16 protein-coding genes and 1 rRNA gene are annotated in these 18,443 nt (G+C 70.9%); 8 read left to right on the top strand and 9 right to left on the bottom strand.

Annotated features, from left to right (window positions below; all coding sequences use genetic code 11):
• Positions 1 to 4 precede the first annotated feature (4 nt).
• Positions 5 to 1,003, top strand: a complete 999-nt coding sequence (locus IE251_RS05490) for an inorganic phosphate transporter (RefSeq protein WP_189751770.1) — start codon at positions 5 to 7, stop codon at positions 1,001 to 1,003.
• A gap of 153 nt (positions 1,004 to 1,156) precedes the next feature.
• Here IE251_RS05490 and pstB read toward each other — a convergent pair whose 3' ends face one another.
• The 4 genes from pstB to pstS form a co-directional block, all read right to left on the bottom strand.
• Positions 1,157 to 1,933, bottom strand: coding sequence for a phosphate ABC transporter ATP-binding protein PstB (pstB, locus tag IE251_RS05485; RefSeq protein WP_030612576.1), 777 nt, complete (start codon positions 1,931 to 1,933; stop codon positions 1,157 to 1,159).
• Positions 1,934 to 2,016: 83 nt separating this feature from the next.
• Complete coding sequence (gene pstA / locus IE251_RS05480) at positions 2,017 to 3,063, bottom strand: phosphate ABC transporter permease PstA (RefSeq protein WP_189751769.1); 1,047 nt, start codon at positions 3,061 to 3,063, stop codon at positions 2,017 to 2,019.
• Positions 3,060 to 4,064, bottom strand: a complete 1,005-nt coding sequence (pstC, locus tag IE251_RS05475) for a phosphate ABC transporter permease subunit PstC (RefSeq protein ID WP_189751768.1) — start codon at positions 4,062 to 4,064, stop codon at positions 3,060 to 3,062. The genes pstA and pstC overlap by 4 nt, the downstream gene beginning before the upstream one ends.
• 119 nt (positions 4,065 to 4,183) lie before the next feature.
• Positions 4,184 to 5,311, bottom strand: coding sequence for a phosphate ABC transporter substrate-binding protein PstS (gene pstS / locus IE251_RS05470; RefSeq protein ID WP_189751767.1), 1,128 nt, complete (start codon positions 5,309 to 5,311; stop codon positions 4,184 to 4,186).
• A gap of 327 nt (positions 5,312 to 5,638) precedes the next feature.
• On the opposite strand from pstS, the gene IE251_RS05465 reads away from it, so the two are divergent.
• Positions 5,639 to 7,201 carry an FAD-binding oxidoreductase gene (locus IE251_RS05465; RefSeq protein ID WP_189751766.1) on the top strand — a complete coding sequence of 521 codons (1,563 nt, stop codon included), beginning with the start codon at positions 5,639 to 5,641 and terminating at the stop codon, positions 7,199 to 7,201.
• An 82-nt stretch (positions 7,202 to 7,283) separates the two neighbouring features.
• Here the strand turns inward: IE251_RS05465 and IE251_RS05460 are convergent, their stop codons facing one another.
• From IE251_RS05460 to IE251_RS05450, 3 genes are all read right to left on the bottom strand, one after another.
• Positions 7,284 to 7,979: a phosphatase PAP2 family protein gene (locus tag IE251_RS05460; RefSeq protein WP_189751765.1), complete on the bottom strand. Its 696-nt coding sequence runs from the start codon at positions 7,977 to 7,979 to the stop codon at positions 7,284 to 7,286.
• A gap of 230 nt (positions 7,980 to 8,209) precedes the next feature.
• On the bottom strand, positions 8,210 to 9,211 hold the full coding sequence (locus tag IE251_RS05455; protein ID WP_189751764.1) for a C40 family peptidase: 1,002 nt from the start codon (positions 9,209 to 9,211) through the stop codon (positions 8,210 to 8,212).
• A 114-nt stretch (positions 9,212 to 9,325) separates the two neighbouring features.
• The gene (locus IE251_RS05450) at positions 9,326 to 10,096 is read right to left on the bottom strand and encodes a trypsin-like peptidase domain-containing protein (protein WP_189751763.1); all 771 of its coding nucleotides are present in this window, start codon (positions 10,094 to 10,096) and stop codon (positions 9,326 to 9,328) included.
• A gap of 380 nt (positions 10,097 to 10,476) precedes the next feature.
• Here IE251_RS05450 and IE251_RS05445 point away from each other — a divergent pair, with 380 nt between their 5' ends.
• From IE251_RS05445 to IE251_RS05420, 6 genes are all read left to right on the top strand, one after another.
• Positions 10,477 to 10,785: a DUF8827 family protein gene (locus tag IE251_RS05445; RefSeq protein WP_014673544.1), complete on the top strand. Its 309-nt coding sequence runs from the start codon at positions 10,477 to 10,479 to the stop codon at positions 10,783 to 10,785.
• Between the two features lie 171 nt (positions 10,786 to 10,956).
• A complete protein-coding gene (locus tag IE251_RS05440) occupies positions 10,957 to 11,802 on the top strand; it encodes a DUF8175 domain-containg protein (RefSeq protein WP_189751762.1) in 846 nt (281 codons plus the stop codon).
• The gene (locus IE251_RS05435) at positions 11,792 to 13,147 is read left to right on the top strand and encodes a hypothetical protein (RefSeq protein ID WP_189751761.1); all 1,356 of its coding nucleotides are present in this window, start codon (positions 11,792 to 11,794) and stop codon (positions 13,145 to 13,147) included. The genes IE251_RS05440 and IE251_RS05435 overlap by 11 nt, the downstream gene beginning before the upstream one ends.
• Positions 13,144 to 14,700: an SCO6880 family protein gene (locus IE251_RS05430; RefSeq protein ID WP_189751760.1), complete on the top strand. Its 1,557-nt coding sequence runs from the start codon at positions 13,144 to 13,146 to the stop codon at positions 14,698 to 14,700. Before IE251_RS05435 ends, IE251_RS05430 begins: the two co-directional genes overlap by 4 nt.
• A gap of 14 nt (positions 14,701 to 14,714) precedes the next feature.
• Entirely contained in the window at positions 14,715 to 16,127 is a 1,413-nt protein-coding gene (locus IE251_RS05425; protein WP_189751759.1) for an ATP-binding protein, read from the top strand.
• Between the two features lie 12 nt (positions 16,128 to 16,139).
• A complete protein-coding gene (locus IE251_RS05420) occupies positions 16,140 to 17,702 on the top strand; it encodes a type IV secretory system conjugative DNA transfer family protein (protein WP_189751758.1) in 1,563 nt (520 codons plus the stop codon).
• On the opposite strand, the gene IE251_RS05415 is transcribed toward IE251_RS05420, so the two are convergent.
• Both IE251_RS05415 and rrf read right to left on the bottom strand, forming a co-directional pair.
• Positions 17,699 to 18,265, bottom strand: coding sequence for a GNAT family N-acetyltransferase (locus IE251_RS05415; RefSeq protein WP_189751757.1), 567 nt, complete (start codon positions 18,263 to 18,265; stop codon positions 17,699 to 17,701). The genes IE251_RS05420 and IE251_RS05415 overlap by 4 nt on opposite strands.
• Before the next feature lie 82 nt (positions 18,266 to 18,347).
• Positions 18,348 to 18,443, bottom strand: a 5S ribosomal RNA gene (rrf, locus tag IE251_RS05410); the annotation flags it as partial.

The raw sequence follows: 18,443 nt of genomic DNA, 5'->3' as shown, positions 1-18,443 counted from the left end.
GTCGATGGACACCTTCGCCCTGATCGCGACCGTAGGCGTCGCGCTCTTCTTCACGTACACGAACGGCTTCCACGACTCCGCGAACGCCATCGCCACCTCGGTGTCGACGCGGGCGCTGACCCCGCGGGCGGCGCTCGCCATGGCGGCCGTGATGAACCTGGCCGGCGCCTTCCTGGGCTCCGGCGTCGCCAAGACGGTCAGCGAGGGCCTGATCGAGACCCCCCAGGGCTCGACGGGGATGGGCATCCTCTTCGCGGCCCTGGTCGGCGCGATCGTCTGGAACCTGGTCACCTGGTACTTCGGCCTGCCCTCGTCCTCCTCGCACGCCCTGTTCGGCGGCATGGTGGGAGCGGCGCTGGCGGGCGGCACGGATGTGCTCTGGGGCGGGGTGGTGGAGAAGGTCGTCATCCCGATGTTCGTCTCCCCCTTCGTCGGCCTGATCGTCGGCTACCTGGTCATGACGCTGATCATGTGGCTGTTCCGGCGGTCCAACCCGCACAAGGCCAAGCGGGGCTTCCGCATCGCCCAGACCGTCTCGGCCGCCGGCATGGCGCTCGGCCACGGTCTCCAGGACGCCCAGAAGACGATGGGTGTCGTGGTGCTGGCCCTGGTGATCTCCGGCCACGAGACGTTCGGCGACCCGATCCCGGTCTGGGTGAAGATCGTCTGCGCGGTGATGCTGTCCCTGGGCACGTACGCCGGCGGCTGGCGGATCATGCGCACCCTGGGCCGCAAGATCATCGAGCTGGACCCGCCGCAGGGGTTCGCGGCCGAGGCCACCGGCGCGTCGATCATGTTCACCACCGCGTTCATCTTCAAGGCGCCGATCTCCACCACCCATGTCATCACCTCGGCGATCATGGGCGTGGGCGCGACCAAGCGGGTCAACGCGGTCCGCTGGGGCGTGGCCAAGAACATCGTCCTGGGCTGGTTCATCACCATGCCGGCCGCCGCCCTGGTCGCGGCCCTGGCCTTCGGCATCGTGAAGCTGGTGGCCCTGTAGGGCCCCCGCCGCCCCTGTAGACCCCGCCGGACCAACGGCGACGGGCCCGCCCCCGGGAGCTGGGGGCGGGCCCTTCCGCGTCCTCGCGGTGGCACCGCCATGCAGCACCGCGAGGGGTCCGTTCCGTCCCGGCGGGCCGGGGCGGGGTGCCGGTCAGCCGAAGCGGCCGGAGATGTAGTCCTCCGTGGCCTGGACCGACGGGTTGGAGAAGATCCGCTCGGTGTCGTCGATCTCCACCAGCCGGCCCGGCTGGCCCACCGCGGCCAGGTTGAAGAACGCCGTACGGTCCGAGACCCGCGCCGCCTGCTGCATGTTGTGGGTCACGATGACGATCGTGAACCGGTCCTTCAGCTCGCCGATCAGGTCCTCGATGGCGAGCGTGGAGATCGGGTCCAGGGCCGAGCACGGCTCGTCCATGAGCAGCACCTTCGGCTCGACCGCGATGGCCCGGGCGATGCACAGGCGCTGCTGCTGGCCGCCGGAGAGCCCGGAGCCCGGCTTGTTCAGCCGGTCCTTGACCTCGTTCCAGAGGTTCGCGCCCTTGAGCGACTTCTCGACGATGTCGTTCAGCTCGCTCTTCTTGTAGTTGCCGTTCAGCCTGAGGCCCGCCGCCACGTTGTCGAAGATCGACATCGTGGGGAACGGGTTCGGGCGCTGGAAGACCATGCCCACCTCGCGGCGCACGGACACCGGGTCGACGCCGGCGCCGTACAGGTCCTCGGCGTCCAGGAGCACCTTGCCCTCGACGCGCCCGCCGGGGGTCACCTCGTGCATCCGGTTCAGGGTGCGCAGGAACGTCGACTTGCCGCAGCCGGAGGGGCCGATGAACGCCGTCACCGAGCGCGGCTCGACCGTCATCGAGATGTCCTCGATCGCCTTGTGGGAGCCGTAGTAGGCGGTGAGCCCGCTTACGTCGATTCGCTTGGCCATGTCTGCTTCACTTCCAGGAAATTCAAGCTCGGTCGCTGTGGGGCCGCGTCGGCGGCCGGCCAGGCGGCGGTGGCCGCGGCGGGTCAGCGCGGGGTCTTCCAGCGGGCGATGCCGCGGGCCACCAGGTTGAGGATCATCACGAAGGCGATCAGCGTGAGGGACGCCGCCCAGGCGCGGTCGTACGCCGCGTCGCCGCCGGCGGCGTACTGCTGGTAGATGTACAGCGGCAGCGAGGCCTGGGCGCCCTCGAACGGGTCGGTGTTGATGAAGGGGTTGCCGAACACCAGCAGCAGCACCGGCGCGGTCTCGCCCGCGATCCGGGCGATGGCGAGCATGACGCCGGTGGTGATGCCGCCGATGGCGGTCGGCAGGACCACCTTCAGGATGGTCCGCCACTTGGGCACGCCGAGTGCCAGGGATGCCTCGCGCAGCTCGTTCGGGACGAGCTTGAGCATCTCCTCGGTGGAGCGGACGACGACCGGCATCATCAGGATGGCCAGGGCCAGCGAACCGGCGAAGCCGAACGGGTCCAGCTCCAGGATGAGCATCAGGCTGAGGATGAACAGGCCCGCGACGATCGACGGGATGCCCGTCATGACGTCGACGAAGAAGGTCACCGCCTGGGCGAGCCGGCCGCGCCCGTACTCGACCAGGTAGACGGCGGTGAGCACGCCGATCGGGGCGCCGATGAGGGTGGCGAGGCCGACCTGCTCCAGGCTGCCGATGATGGCGTGATAGATGCCGCCGCCGGTCTCGGTGTCGGCGACGATGCCCATGGAGTGGGTGAGGAAGTGGACGTCGAGCACCTTCACGCCGCGCGAGACGGTCGTCCACACCAGGGAGACCAGCGGGACGACGGCGAGCAGGAAGGCGACCCAGACCAGCGAGGTGGCGACCCGGTCCTTGGCCTGCCGGCGGCCCTCCACCCGGGCGGCGACGCCGTAGGTGCCGAGGACGAACAGGATCGCGGCGATCAGCCCCCACTGCACCTCGCTGCCCAGGCCGGCGCCGAGGCCGATGCCCACGGCGACGGCGACGGAACCGGCGGCGATCGCCCAGGGGGACCACTTGGGCAGGCGGGCGCCGCTCAGCGACCCGCCGCGCTTGTCGGTGACGGCTGCGGTGCTCATGCGTTGGCCCCCGAGTACTCCTTGCGGCGGGCGATGATCGCACGGGCCGCGCCGTTGACCAGCAGGGTGATGACGAAGAGGACCAGGCCGGAGGCGATCAGCGCGTCCCGGCCCTGCTCGCTGGCCTCGCCGAACTTGCTGGCGATGTTCTGGGCGAAGGTGCCGCCGCCGGGGTTCAGCAGGCTGGCGTGGATGTCGTAGTCCGGGGAGAGCACGGTGGCCACGGCCATCGTCTCGCCGAGGGCGCGGCCGAGGCCGAGCATGGACGCGGAGATCACACCGGAGCGGCCGAAGGGCAGGACGGACATCCGGACGACCTCCCAGCGGGTGGCGCCGAGGGCCAGGGCGGCCTCCTCGTGCATCCGCGGGACCTGCCGGAACACCTCACGGCTGACGTTGGTGATGATCGGCAGGATCATGATCGCCAGCAGGATGCCGACGGCCAGCATGGTGCGCGGAGCGCCCTCCTCCCAGGAGAGGATCCCGGTCCAGCCGAAGTAGGTGTCCAGCCAGCCGTACAGGCCGCGCAGGTGCGGCACGAGGATCAGGGCGCCCCACAGGCCGTAGACGATGGACGGCACGGCGGCGAGCAGGTCGATCACATAGGCGATCGGGCCGCTCAGCCGGCGCGGGGCGTAGTGGGTGAGGAACAGCGCGATCGCGACGGCGACCGGGACCGCGATGACCATGGCGATCACCGAGGAGACGATCGTGCCGAAGGCCAGCACCGCGATGCCGAAGCTCGGCGGGGTGAGGTTGGTGTTCCACTCGAAGGTGGTCAGGAAGTTCCCGTGGTCCCTGCTGATCGCGAGGGAGGCGCGGTAGGTGAGGAAGACCGCGATCGCGGCCATGATCACCAGCAGCAGGATGCCGGAGCCGCGCGACAGGCCGAGGAAGATGCGGTCGCCGGGCCGGGTGGCGCCACGGGCCGCGCGCTTGCGTTCGGTGAGCGAGGGCGGGGAGGCGGAGGGAGGAACGTCTGTCGTCGTCGATATGTCCATCGGGTTCTCCGGTCTGCTAAGCCGCGGCCCCCGCCGGGGGCGCGGCTCATGGCGGCGGTGCACCGGACGGTGCGGCCCGGCCCGGGCGGGCGCGCCGGGCCGCACACTCACGGATCAGGTCAGCTCAGGCCCTCGATGGTGGTGCGGACCTTGGCGATGATCTCGGCGGGGATGGGGGCGTAGTCGTTCTGCGCCAGCACCTTCTGGCCGTCCTCGCTGGCGATGTAGCGCAGGAACGCCTTGGTGGCGGGCAGGGAGTCGGCCTTGTTGCCCTTGTCGCAGACGATCTCGTAGGTGACCAGGGTGATCGGGTAGGCGCCCTCGGCCTTGGTCTTGTAGTCGAGCTGGAGCGCCAGGTCCTTGCCGGTGCCGATGACCTTGGCGGCGGCGATGTCCGCGGTGGCCGACTCGGTGGACGGCTTCACCGGGGTCTTGGCGCCGGTGTCGATGGCGACGGTGTCGATGCCCTTGGCGAAGGACAGCTCGAAGTAGCCGATCGCGCCGGAGTTCTGCTTGACGCCCTGGGCCACGCCGGCCGAGCCGGAGGCCGCCTGGCCGCCCTGCGCCTGCCAGGCCTTGCCACCGGAGTACTTCCAGTTCTCGGGCGTGGTCGCGAGCAGGTACTTGGTGAAGTTGTCCGTGGTGCCGGAGTCCTCGGAGCGGTGGAAGGCCTGGATCTTCAGGTCGGGCAGCTTCGCGCCGGGGTTGAGCTTCTTGATCGCCTCGTCGTTCCAGTTCTTGATCTTGCTGTCGAAGATCTTGGCGATGGTCGGGGCGTCCAGGACGAGGTTGTCCACGCCGGGGACGTTGTAGCCGAGGGCGATCGGGCCGCCGACCATGGGCAGGTCGATGCCCTGGCCGCCGTCGCAGACCTTCTTGGAGGCGGCGACCTCGTCGGGCTTCAGCGCGGAGTCGGAACCGGCGAACGCGATCTGGCCCTGAGTGAAGGAGGTGACACCGGCACCGGAGCCGGCGCCCTTGTAGTTGATCTGCACCTTGCAGGCCGGGGAGAAGACCTTGGTCCAGGCGTCGATCGCGTTCTTCTGCGCCGAAGAGCCGTCCGCGAGCAGCTGGCCCTTGGCGTCGTCGCACTTGACGGAGCTCGCGTTCGCGGCGGCGGAGGAGCCCCCGTTGGCGTTGCCTTCGCCGGTGTCGTCGGAGCCGCACGCCGTCAGGGCCAGGGCGCTGGAGACGGCGACAGCACCGAGAGAGAGGGCGCGCAGCCGGTTCTTGCGCTGAAGCTTCACTTTCGGGAGTCCTTCCAGGAGCCGCCGCGATCGGCGGCGCGCGAGGTAAGTGGGTGCGGTGCGCGCGAGCGCAATCCATGCCGCACTCCGCACCGGGTACGGCCGAAATTAGGCAGAACAGGTGAAGCCGCCGATGGCCAGAAATGAACGCAGAGTGAACCCCTGCCGTCGGCCCGGTTAGGTCACGGAATGCTCACGGGGAGAGCACATAGAGGTTCCGACGATTTGTCGCACGAACACCCGTGCGCCGTTCCTCACCCGTTCGGCGGAACCCCGTGACGCGCGGCGCCGTCTCGTTCCACAGGAGCCGAGGAAAGGGCGACGGACATGGAACGGCGTACGTTCATCTCGGGCGGCGCGGCCGCCCTGGCGACGACCGCGCTCACCGCGTGCGGAGCGGGCAAGGACTCCTCCGCGCCCCCCGCCTCCCTCACCGGCGCGACCTCCCTCGCCGCCCTGCGCACCACCGGACCGGCCGGGGCCGCCGCCAACTGGACGGCCCTCGCCCGGGACCTGGACGGCACCCTCGTCCGGCCCGGCGACGCCACCTGGAAGACCGCCCACCAGCTCTACAACACCCGCTTCGACGGCCTGAAACCGGCCGCGGTCGCCTACGTGGCGCACACCGCCGACATCCGCACCACCCTGGCGTACGCCCGCGCGCACGGCGTCAAGGTCGCCATCCGCAACGGCGGCCACTCCTACGCCGGTTACTCCTCCGGCGACCAGCGGCTGATCATCGACGTCTCCCGGCTGAACCGGATCCGGGTCAGCGGCGGCCAGGCCGTCGTCGGCGCCGGCGCCAAACTCATCGACGTCTACCGCGCGCTCGCCGCGAAGGGCGTGACCATACCCGCCGGCTCCTGCCCCACCGTCGGCGTCTCCGGCCTGGTGCTCGGCGGCGGCCACGGCGTCGCCTCCCGCGCCTACGGCCTGACCTGCGACAGCCTCACCCAGGCCACCCTGATCACCGCCGACGGCACCCAGCTCACCGCCGACACCGGCCACCACGCCGACCTGTTCTGGGCGCTGCGCGGCGCGGGCAACGGCAACTTCGGCGTCGTCACCGAGCTGCACTTCAGGACCCACACCGCGCCGCAGGCCGTCACCGCCCATCTGACCTGGCCCTGGTCCAAGGCCGCCAAGGTGCTGAAGGCCTGGCAGGAGTGGGGCCCCTCCCAGCCCGACGAGATCTGGTCCTCCCTGCACCTGGCCTGCTCACCGGGCCGCACCCCGACCGTCTCCGTCTCCTGCTTCTCCCTCGGCACCTACGGCGAACTGCAGAACGCCGTGGACCGCCTGGCCCACCTGGCCGGCGCCAGCGCCCGCTCGGTCTCGCTGCGCCGCCGCGGCTACGAGGAGGCCATGGAGATCTACGCCGGCTGCTCCTCCTTCGCCACCGACGCCCAGTGCCATCTGCCGGGCTCCACCCCGGGCCGCTCCCCGCAGGGCCGGCTCGGCCGGGAGACGTACGCGGCCCGCTCCGACTTCTTCGACCGCTCGCTGTCCACCGCCGGCGTCCAGACCGTGCTGAAGCAGATCGCCGCGGTCCGCGGCGGCGCCGGCAGCATCGCCTTCACGGCGCTCGGCGGCGCGGTCAACCGGGTCTCCCCGACCGCCACCGCGTTCGTCCACCGCCGCTCGCGGATGCTGGCCCAGTACATCGCCTCCTGGGGTGCGGGGGCCTCCGGCACGACGGCCCAGACCTGGCTGACGTCGGCGCACAAGGCGATGGCCCCGTACGCCTCCGGCGCGGCCTACCAGAACTACACCGACCCCACGCTGAAGAACTGGAAGAAGGCGTACTACGGGGACGCGGCGGCGCGCCTGGACAAGGTGAAGAAGCAGTACGACCCCAAGCGGTTCTTCTCGTACGCACAGGGGCTGTAGAACCCGTCAGGGTTCAGGAACGGGAACGGGCCGGCCCCCGCCGAGGAGGAGCCGGCCCGTTCCCGCTTTCCCGCCTTCCCGCCTACGCGGCCAGGTCCCGCTCCCCGGCCTCCGCCGAGCGGCGCGCGCCGGGCAGCACCGGGACGTCCGGCGCCGTCCGCCGCCGTACGAGCCAACCCACCCGCGGCGAGCGCTCCACCGCCCGCATCAGCGGGGTGAGCAGCGCCATGGCGAGCGGGGACAGCAGCAGCACGACGGCCGTACCGAGCGCGAAACCGCCCACGACGTCCGTCGGGTAGTGCACGCCCATGTAGACCCGGCAGAAGCCCTCCAGCAGGGCCAGACCGATGCCGACGAGGCCGAAGCGGCGGTTGGCGACGAAGAGGCCCACACCGAGCGCCATCGTGAGCGTCGCGTGATCGCTGACGAAGGAGAAGTCGTCCTTGCCGGAGACCAGGACGTCCAGGCCCTGATGGTCCCGGAACGGGCGGGGGCGCTCCACGAAGCCCCGTATCGGGACGTTCACGAGGACCGCGAGGCCCGCCGCGAGCGGCGCCCACACCAGCGCGGCCACCGACGGCGCCGCCTCCTCGCCGCCCCGGCGCCGCACGCCCCACCAGCACCACAGGACCAGCAGCACCATGGCGAGCAGCAGCCCGTACTCGCCGACGAACTCCATGACCCGGTCGAACCAGTGCGGCGCGTCCTTGGCCAGGCCGTTGATGTCGTAGAGCAGGTCGACGTCGGGGTTCGATCCGGATTCGGCGAGTACAGCCATGGTGCTGCGGCCCCTTCGTCGTTCGTCCGGACGCACCGGGTGTGCGTCGCTCCAGCCCCCCGTGGTTCGTAGATCCGCTTCCGCTGCATTCCCGCACTGACGTCCGCTCGGCTACGTCAACAGGAACGCACGGGCACCATGAATACGTTCCACTCTCCACTGAATGATCACGCAGACGTTATCGAAGAGAGACTCGTCAGCGCAGCTCAGGGGGTAGCTTCACGCATCGTTCACACGGTGGTGGGAAGTGCCTGCGCGCCCTCCTCCGTCACCCGTGTCGCGCCGAAGTAGTCCGGGGTGTCGATCGGGTCGAAGCGGATCACGGCGCCGGTGCGCGGGGCGTCGATCATGTACCCGCCGCCGACGTAGATCCCCACGTGCCGGATGGCCCGCGAGTCGGTGAGGTCGTCGGAGAAGAAGACCAGGTCACCGGGGAGCAGTTCGTCCCGCGAGGGGTGCGGCCCGGCGTTGTACTGGTCGTTGGCCACACGGGGCAGCTTGACCCCGACCTTCTCGTACGACGCCTTGGTCAGCCCCGAGCAGTCGAAGCGCCCGCCCTGCTCGGGGGTGCCGTTGCCGCCCCACAGGTACGGCGTGCCGAGCCGGCTCTGCGCGAAGGCGATGGCACCGGCGGCCTGCCGGGTGGGGTCGAGCCGGCTGACCGGCGCGGCGAAGCTCTTCTCCAGGCTGCGGATCCGCTTGACGTAGTTCCGCGTCTCGCTGATGGCCGGCACCCCGCCCGCCCGGATCACCCGGTAGGCGCCCGCGTTGTAGGCGGCGAGCATGTTGTCGGAGACGTCACCGGGCACGTCCTTGACGTACTTGGCCAGTTCGCAGTCGTACGAGGCCGCCGACGGAATCGCGTCGTCCGGGTCCCAGATGTCCCGCTTGCCGTCACCGTCGCCGTCGATGCCGTGCGTCGCCCAGGTGCTGGGGATGAACTGCGCGATACCGCGCGCGTCGGCCGGGCTGACGACGGTCGGGTTCCACCCGCTCTCCTGGTACAGCTGCGCGGCGAGCAGCGCGGGCGAGAGCGCCGGGCACAGATTGCCCCACCGCTGCACCAACGACTTGTAGGCGGCCGGCACCGCCCCCTTCGCCAGCCCCCGGCTCCCCGAGGTCACCCCGTTGACCAGGTTCCCGGCCACGATGTACACACCGACGACCAGCAGCATCACGAAGCTCACGCCGAGCGCGCCGGCCGCCCCACCGATCACCCATGACTTCCGCACGGTTCAACTTTCCCCCATGACAGGCCGTTCGAAGACCCCTTTCTCATGATGTGGCGTCATTTCACGGTGCGGCCCGCGCACATGGGGCTCCGCGGCGGCCTTCCCGGGCCCCGGTCAGGAAGGCCCGGCCGCCTCCTCGTACAGCTCCGCCGCCACCCGCCCCAGCACCACGCTGTACGACGTCCCGGCCGTGCTGCCGCCCTCCTCGTGACCGCCGAGGACCCCGACGATCTCGTGATCCCCGTTGACCCAGGGGCTGCCGCTGGTGCCCCCGGTGAAGTCGGGGCAGTCGACGCGCTGTTGGGTACGGCTGTGCCGGGCCGGCTTGTCGGTGCAGGTGATGGGGACCTCGCGGGAGCCCGGGTACCCGGTGACGGTCACCCCGGTCGCGCCGGTGGCCACGCCGGGCGTGAACCGGTAGGCGCCCACCACGTCCTCCACCCGTCCCCCGTCCCGCCCGGCGACGGTGGCGAAGGCGAGGTCGCTGTCCTCGTCCCGGTCCCGGACCCACCCGTCGGGCAGGAACCGCCGCGTCACCCTCCACACCCCGTACGGCGCCCGCCCGGCGCGGTAGCCCGGCACGAACACCAGGTCGCGCCCGGGGTCGTCCAGGCAGTGGGCGGCGGTGACGATCAGGTCGCCGTGCGGGCTGTGCGCCACCGACGCGGTGCAGAAGTGACCGCCGGCCGGACGGCCCGCCCCGTCCGCGGCGAACAGCGCGCCCACCCGCGCGCTCCACCGGTTCGCCGCGGCGTCCACGGTGACCCCGAACGGCCCCGGCCCGTCGTCGGCGGCGGCCACGGAGGCCGAGGTCAGCGCGAGCAGCACCACCGCGCCGAGCAGCGCGGGCCGCGAGGTGGCAGAACGGCGTGAGATGCGCTTCATCGGGACCGAGTCTGACCGTCAAAGGTGGGAACGAAACCCCGAGTTGCCTGAGATCTCCCTGTGAATCGGCGCACCCGGGCGACCCCGTCCGCCGCCCCGCCCGTGAGAACATCGACGCGACGGCTCACCCGACCGGCCGTCAAAGCCGCGCAGGTCGTAAAGGGGGTCAACGACGGAGCCGCACACCAGGTTCCGCTCCGACCTCATTGCCCGGGGTGACCTGCCGTGATACACAGAGTGACGATAGGCGCCACCTAGACGAAACCCGCCAGTGAATGACGCCAAGTCGACATACGTTGGCGACGTTGTCGGCGACAATGAGGCCTGACCTCTGCGCCCGCAGGGGCTCGCGGAACTACCCACCAGGGGCGGTGACTTACATGCTCTTTGCGGCCGACAAGGGAGACATCAACACCATCATCGGCGGGATCGCTCCGGACTGGGGCCCCTTCGGCAGCCTGGGCAACGAAGCCAAGGTGATGATCGAGGTGGTCATGGCCGTGGCCATCCTGCTGTGCCTCGGCATCGCGGTATGGGGGGCGGCCAAGCAGCGTATCGGCGCCACGGCCCTGCGGGACACGTTCAGCGCGGAGCAGGGCAAGGGCCTGATCATCGCCGGCCTCACCGGGGTCTTCATCATCGGCTCCCTCGGCACACTGTTCACCATCGTGTACGGCATGGCGGTGTAACCCCACGCGTCCCGGGCACGCCCGGCCACGGCTGTCCCCTCCACCCCACCCACCCGTCGTGCCCACCGGCTGAGGTTGCGTTTCCCTGATGTCGAGTCACCACACCGCGCCCGCGCGGGAACCAGCACGGCTACCGTCGTATGTCTACGAGGTGGAGGGGGCGTACGCGGCATGAGTCCCGGAGACGAGCAGGGTTACCGCGACTACCAGGGCTACGGCGACCACCCGGAGCCCGGCCAGACCCGGACCCGCCTCCCCGACCCCGACCCCTACGGCGGCGCCCCCCGCCGCCCCCAGCGCTCCTCCTCCAGAAGCCTGATCACGGTGGTCGGCGTGGTGGTCCTCCTCATCGCCGCCATCGCCTTCGCGAACCGGGGGGGCGGTGACGAGAACACCACCGCGTCGACGAAGACCAACCAGCCGAAGGCCGCCGCCACCGCCCCCACCGGAACCAAGCCGCTCACCACAACCCCCGGCACCATCCCCTCCGGCTTCCCCCACACCACCCAGGGCGCCCAGAGCGCGGCGGCTAACTACGCGGTGGCACTGGGGTCGGCCGACATGTTCGTCAAAACCCGCCGAGACGCCATCCTGCAGGCCGTCATGACCCCCTCCCGGGCCGCCGAGTCCGGGGCGGCGTTCGACAAGGCGTACACCCCTGCCTTCGCCAGGTCCCTCGGTCTGAACGACGACGGCACCGCTCCGAAGGGCTACACGTTCGTGTCCCGCACGAGCCCCATCGGCACGAAGGTCACCGAGACCACGGACAACACGGCAACGGTCGAGGTCTGGTGCAGCGGCTTGCTCGGTCTCGCGGGCGAGAATTCCACGAACCCGGTCACCAACAGCTGGTTCACCATCACGATGAAGCTCGATTGGGTCGCCGGCGACTGGAAGATCGCCGCGCACTCCCAGAAAGAGGGCCCGGCGCCCGTCCCCGGCGACGACAGGGCCTCCAGCTCCGAAGAGATGTCGAAGGCCGTCGATGAGTACGGAGGGTTCACCTATGCCCGCTAACCGCCGCGTACTCACGCTGGCCGGCGCGGTCGCGACCATTCAGACGGCTGTGATCCTCACGACCGCCCGCGCCTTCGCCGCCCCCACGCCTACGCCCACGGATCCGTCCTCGCCGTCCCCGACGCCCACGAAGAGCGCCGGCGTCTGTGACCTGGTCCCCGGCGCCGCCCGGGACCAGTGCGAAAGGGAGAACGGCTCCTCCGGCACCTCCCCCTCCGGCCCCGGCAACCCCCTCACCGACACCCTCGACCCCCTCTCCTCGCTGGCCAAGGGATGCGCGGACGCCGCCTCCTGGACCGTCGACAAGCTCAGTAAGGCCGTCAAGGAGACGGCCACCGTCGACTTCACGAATCAGGCGTTCCTGAAGCAGTACGCGATCGTCTTCGCCGCCTCCACCATCCTGACGCTTCTGCTGTGGCTCCTCGCCGTGGCCAAGCGCGCGGTGCGCGGCGTGCCGCTGACCACCGCGATCACCGAAGCCGTCGGCTTCCTCTGGCTGACTGTGCTGGCCTCCGCCTTCACCCCGCTGATCCTGTACACCGTCGTCTCGGCCACGGACAGCGTCACCGACGTCCTCGCGAAAGCCACCGGCGACCAGGCCGACACGTTCTTCGGCACCTTCTCCGGCGCCCTGAAGAAGGGCAACGACATCGGCGGCGGCCCCATCATGCTGATCGTCGTCTCCCTGGTCAGCATCCTCGCCGCCGGCGTCCTCTGGCTGGAGCTGGTCATCCGCGCCGCCCTCCTCTACGTCGGCGCCCTCCTCGGCACCGTCGTCTACGCGGGCCTCGTCGACAAGAACCTGTGGGGCCACGTCCGCCGCTGGGCCGGCATCATGATCGCCGTCATCCTCGTGAAACCCGTCATCGTGATCGTCCTCGGCCTGGCCGGCGCCCTGTCCGGCGACAACGGCCCCGACGCCTTCTCCGCCGTCGTCTCCGGCCTCGCCATCATCCTGCTCGCCATCTTCGCCAGCGCGATGATCTACCGCTTCGTCCCCGGCTTCGGCGACGAGATCGCCAGCGGCCGCAACAACCGCATCATGCAGGGCGCGGAGAGCAAGGCCGCCGCCGTCATCAGCTCCCCGGCCACCCTCGTCGCCCAGGGCATCAAGACCCACAGCTCCCGCGCCGACAGCAACGCCGCGGCCGGCCAGTCGAGCAGCACCCCGCGCCAGGCCAACCCCGCCTCCGGCGGCGTCGCCGCCCACAGCAGCCGTACCCCGGCCGGGAACGGCGGCGGAACCGTCCCCTCCGCCACGCCCGCGCCCCGCGCGTCCAGCCCGGTGAACACCCCGCACGCCAGCAACACCCGCAACAACCGCTCGGGAGGTGAAGGGCGTTGACGACCGAGTCCCATCTGTCCCATCCGGTCACGCCCCGCCGTACGTATCTCATCGGCCGCGCCCGGCCGAACGCGATCATCGGCCGCAACCGTGAATCCGGCGAGATCGCCCTGATCATCGCCGGCGCGTTCCTCGGCATGATGTGCGGCCTCCTCGTACCGGTCCTGCCCCTGCGGATCGCGCTGCTCATGGGCTTCCCCCTGCTCGCGCTCGCCGCGGTCTACGTGCCGTACAAGCACCGCACGTTCTACAAGTGGTTCGAGATCAACCGCTCGTACAAGCGCACCGTCAAGCGCGGAGCCGTCTACCGGTCCAGTGCCATGGAGGCCGGCACCCGCCTCGACGGCCGGGAGATCGAGGTCGGCCCGCCGCCCGGCATCGGCCGCATCACCTGGCTCGCCGCGCCCTTCGGCCCGGACGAGATCGCCGTCCTGCTGCACGCCGACCGCAAGACGGTCACCGCCGCCATCGAGATCGAGGGTCCCGGCGTCGGCCTGCGCGACTCCGAGGACCAGGAGGCCCTGGTCGACCGCTTCGGCACGCTGCTCAAGCACGTCGCCAACGGCGACGGCTTCGTCACCCGGCTGCAGATGCTCGCCCGCACCCTGCCCGCCGACCCCGACGCACACGCCAAGGACGTCGCCGTGCGCGGCGACGAACGCGCCCCGGACTGGCTCCAGCACTCCTACGACCAGCTCCAGTCCATGGTCTCCACCAGCAGCGAGCAGCACCGCGCCTACCTCGTCGCCTGTATGCACTACAGCCGGGAACTGGCCGCCGAGGCCCACGCCATGGCCCGCGCCGCCCGCACCCGCGGCGGCAGGGTGGACCGGGACGCCGGCCTCGCCGTCGTCATGGCCCGCGAGCTGACCGACATCTGCTCCCGGCTCCAGGAGGCCGACATCCGGGTCCGCCAGCCGCTCGGCCAGGGCCGGCTGGCCTCCCTGATCCACTCCATGTACGACCCGGACCACCCCATCGACCACATCCAGGCGATGACCCAGCGCAACGCCTGGCCGGCCGAGCTGGACGCCGTGGAGCCCACCTACCTCCAGGCCAAGACCCGCGAGTCGTCCACCCGCGCCCCCTGGTGCCACGCCACCGCCTGGGTGAAGGAGTGGCCGATGACCCCCGTCGGCGTCAACTTCCTCGCCCCGCTCCTCGTCCACACCCCGGACGTCATCCGCACGGTCGCCGTGACCATGGACCTGGAACCCACCGAGGTCGCCATCGAGCGGATGCTGACCGAGAAGACCAACGACGAGGCCGAGGCCTCCCGCGCCGCCAAGATGAACCGGACCGTCGACCCCCGGGACATCGCCGCGCACAACCGCCTCGACCAGCGCGGCGAGGACCTCGCCAGCGGCGCCGCCGGCGTCAACCTGGTCGGCTACATCACCGTCTCCGCCCGCTCCCCGGAGGCCCTGAACCGCGACAAGCGGACGATAAGGGCCTCCGCCGGCAAGTCGTACCTCAAGCTGGAGTGGTGCGACCGAGAGCACCACCGCGCCTTCGTGAACACACTTCCGTTCGCCACCGGCATCCGAAGGTAGGGGCTGATTCTCCGATGCGGGATCCGCTGTCCGTCCTCACCGAGGCCTTCACCTCCTTCCTCTTCGGGAAGGTGGAGACGACCCGGCCGCCGGTGCGCACCTCCACGGGCCAGGCCCAGGCGGTCTACCTGCCCACGGCCGCGCCCGGCCTCGGCGACTCCGGCGTCATCATCGGCCGCGAGGTGTACTCCGGGAAGGGCTACATCTACGACCCCTTCCAGCTGTACGGCCAGCAGCTGCCGGCCCCGCACTGGCTGGTCCTCGGCGAGTCCGGCAACGGCAAGTCGGCGCTGGAGAAGACGTACGTCCTGCGCCAGCTCCGGTTCAGGGACCGCCAGGTCGTCGTCCTGGACGCGCAGGGCGAGGACGGCGTCGGCGAGTGGAACCTGATCGCCGAGGAGCTGGGGATAACCCCCATCCGGCTCGACCCGACGGCCGCCCTCGACCACGGCATCCGGCTCAACCCCCTGGACCCGGCGATCACCACGACCGGGCAGCTCGCGCTGCTGCGGACCATCATCGAGGTCGCCATGGGCCACGGCCTGGACGAGCGCGCCGGCTTCGCCCTGAAGGTCGCGCACTCCTACGTCAACGAGACGATCACCGACCGCCAGCCGGTCCTCTCCGACATCGTGGAGCAGCTACGGCACCCCGAGCCGGAGTCGGCGGAGGCGATGAACGTCGCCATAGACGACGTACGGGCGTGGGGCCTGGACGTCGCCCTGGTCCTGGACCGCCTCGTCGACGGCGACCTGCGCGGCATGTTCGACGGCCCGACCACGGTCGGCATCGACCTCGACGCGCCTCTGATCGTCTTCGACCTGTCCCACATCGACCGCAACTCCATCGCCATGCCGATCCTCATGGCGATCGTCGGCGTGTGGCTGGAGCACACCTGGATCCGCCCCGACCGGAAGAAGCGCATCTTCCTGGTCGAGGAGGCCTGGCACATCATCAACAGCCCGTTCGTGGCCCAGCTGTTCCAGCGGCTGCTGAAGTTCGGACGCCGGCTCGGCCTGTCCTTCGTGGCGGTCGTCCACCATCTGTCCGACGTGGTCGACGGGGCGGCGGCGAAGGAGGCGGCGGCCATCCTGAAGATGGCCTCGACCAGGACGATCTACGCCCAGAAGGCGGACGAGGCGAGGGCCACCGGCCGGGTCCTGGGCCTGCCCCGCTGGGCGGTCGAGATCATCCCCACGCTGACGCCCGGCATCGCGGTCTGGGACGTCAACGGCAATGTCCAGGTGGTCAAACACCTGGTCACGGAGACGGAACGGCCGCTGGTCTTCACCGACCGCGCCATGACCGAGTCCTCCAGCGACCTCGCGATCGACGACGCCCTGCGCGCGGCCGAGCTGGAGGCCGAGCGGCGGGCGGCGGCCTTCGTGGAACAGCACCTGGGCGACTCCGAGTCGACGGTGGCCTAGAGGGAGTACAGCGTGAGACCGGACGATCACCGTGACATCCGCCGGGAGCGCCAGGGCGGCATCCCCGACGGACTGCTGATCGGCATCCTCGCGTTCCTCATCGGCATCACCGTCCTGGTGTGGTCGGCCACCGGCCTCGCGGCCCGGTTCGCCCAGGGCGCCTGGCCGGAGGGCGTCACCTTCACCCGCACCCCCCTGGCCATGCGTCACCTCATCAGCCGGCCCCACGACCTGCCCGGCGCCTGGCCGGACACCCCGCCGGGCCAGCTGTCCGGCTGGGGCCTGTTCTGGGGCCTGTTCCTCGGCCAGCTGATGATCCTCTTCGTGCTCACCGTGTTCGCGCTGAGCACGGTGGCCCGCTGGCGGGCGGCCAGGCTACGCCGGGCCACGGCGGCCCGGGACACCCCGCGACACCCCGCGCAGGCCGAACCGCGGTACGAGGCCCAGGGCCCGCGGTACGAAGCCCAGGAGCCGCGGTACGAGGCCCGGGGGCCGCGCCACGCCGTTCAGGAGCCCCGCCACAACGTCCCCGAGCCACGCCACGAGGTCCCTGTGCCGCGCGCGGAGCCCCTGCCGGCGGAGCCCGTGAGCGCGCCGGCGGCACCGGCGCCGTCGGCCGCCCTGGCTGCCGACGGCGACCGGGCGGGCGGCCGGGAGAAGGTCCTCCTCGCGCCCCGGGAGGCCCGCCAGACGGCCGCGGCCCAGGCCGTACGGGACGCGGAGGGCCCCGTCGTCCTCGTCACCTCCAACCCGGCCCTGTGGGCGGAGACCAAGGACACCCGGGCCAAACTGGGCCCCACCCTGCTCTACGACCCCACGCACCTGTGCGACACCCCGGCCCGACTGCACTGGTCCCCCACCGCGGGCTGCGAGGACAGACAGACGGCCCTGCACCGGGCGACGGCCCTGCTCGCCCCCGTACGGCCCACCGCGCGGATCGACCAGGCGGTGGCCGACACCGCGACGACCCTGCTGCGCAGCTATCTGCACGCCGCCGCCCTGGAGAACCGCACCATCCGGCATGTGCACCGCTGGGCGCAGGGCACCCAGGTCCAGGACGCCGTCCGCACCCTGCGTACCCACCCCAAGGCCGCGTCCGGCGCCGCCGGCGAGCTGGAGGCGGCACTCACCGCGCACCCGGAACGCCGGGACGTCGCCCAGGAGTTGACCAGCAGGGCCCTGTCGGCGCTGTTCACGGTGAACATCCGGGAGGCGTGCACCCCCAACCGAAGCGATGCCCTCGCCCTGGATTCCTTCGTCCATGAAGGGGGCACGCTTTATATGGTCGGTGCATCCATCGAGGACCCACGGAGCAACCCGGGCGCGATGCCGCTCCTGACGGCCCTCGTCTCCAGCGTGGTCGAGCGCGGCCGGCGCATGGCCGAACGGTCATCCTCCGGTCGGCTCGACCCACCACTCATCCTGGTCCTGGACGACATCGCGGCCGTGGCCCCGCTCCCCGAGCTGCCGGACCTGCTGGCCACCGGCGCCGACCAGGGCCTGCCGACGCTCGCCCTGCTCCGCTCCCGCGAACAGGCCCGCGCCCGCTGGCCGCACCAGGAACTGCCCGTCTAGGCCGGCCGTTCCAGGACGAACTCCAGCTCGTTGGCGCTCTCGTCCTTGGAGAAGACCACGACGAGACCGCTGGGCGCGAACCCGATCCTCCGGTAGGCCGTCTGGGCACGGAGGTTGTCCTCGTGGACGAACAGCCGCACCCGCTCGGCATCCTGCTGCCACGCCCAGGCCAGGCCGGCCGCGAACAGTGCCTCGATCAGTCCGTTGCCCCGGTGTTCGGGCCGTACGAAGACGCCGGCCGCGTGCCCCTGCCGTCGCTCGACCGGGTTCCCGGCCCAGTCCTGGGTGCCGGGCTCCTCCATGAGCACGGTGACGGAGCCGGCCCAGGCCCCGTCGGGGGCCTCGGCGATGAACTGTTGGGCGGTCGTGGAGCCCTCGCCGGAGCCGACGGCCCGGTCCTGCCAGAAGGAGTCGGGCTTGCTCGCGGCCTCCTCGTAGGTCTCCAGGAAGGCGAGGTGCGCGACCGGGTCCCGCAGCGCGTCCAGCCGCAGCTGCCTCACCCGCTCCCAGTCGTCGGGGCGTATGGCACGAACGACATAGTCGTTCCTGGTGACAGCGGTCATGCGGCCACCGTAATCCACATCTCCCGGCCCGGAAAAACAGAAAACCCCCGCACCGTGAGGTGCGGGGGTTTTCTCAAAAATTGTTCGGCGGCGTCCTACTCTCCCACAGGGTCCCCCCTGCAGTACCATCGGCGCTGTGAGGCTTAGCTTCCGGGTTCGGAATGTAACCGGGCGTTTC

The sequence above is a fragment of the Streptomyces eurythermus genome (assembly GCF_014649115.1).
Taxonomy (GTDB): Bacteria; Actinomycetota; Actinomycetes; order Streptomycetales; family Streptomycetaceae; genus Streptomyces; species Streptomyces eurythermus.
The sequence above is the reverse complement of the archived record's forward strand: the minus strand, read 5'-3'. Positions and strand labels throughout refer to the sequence as shown.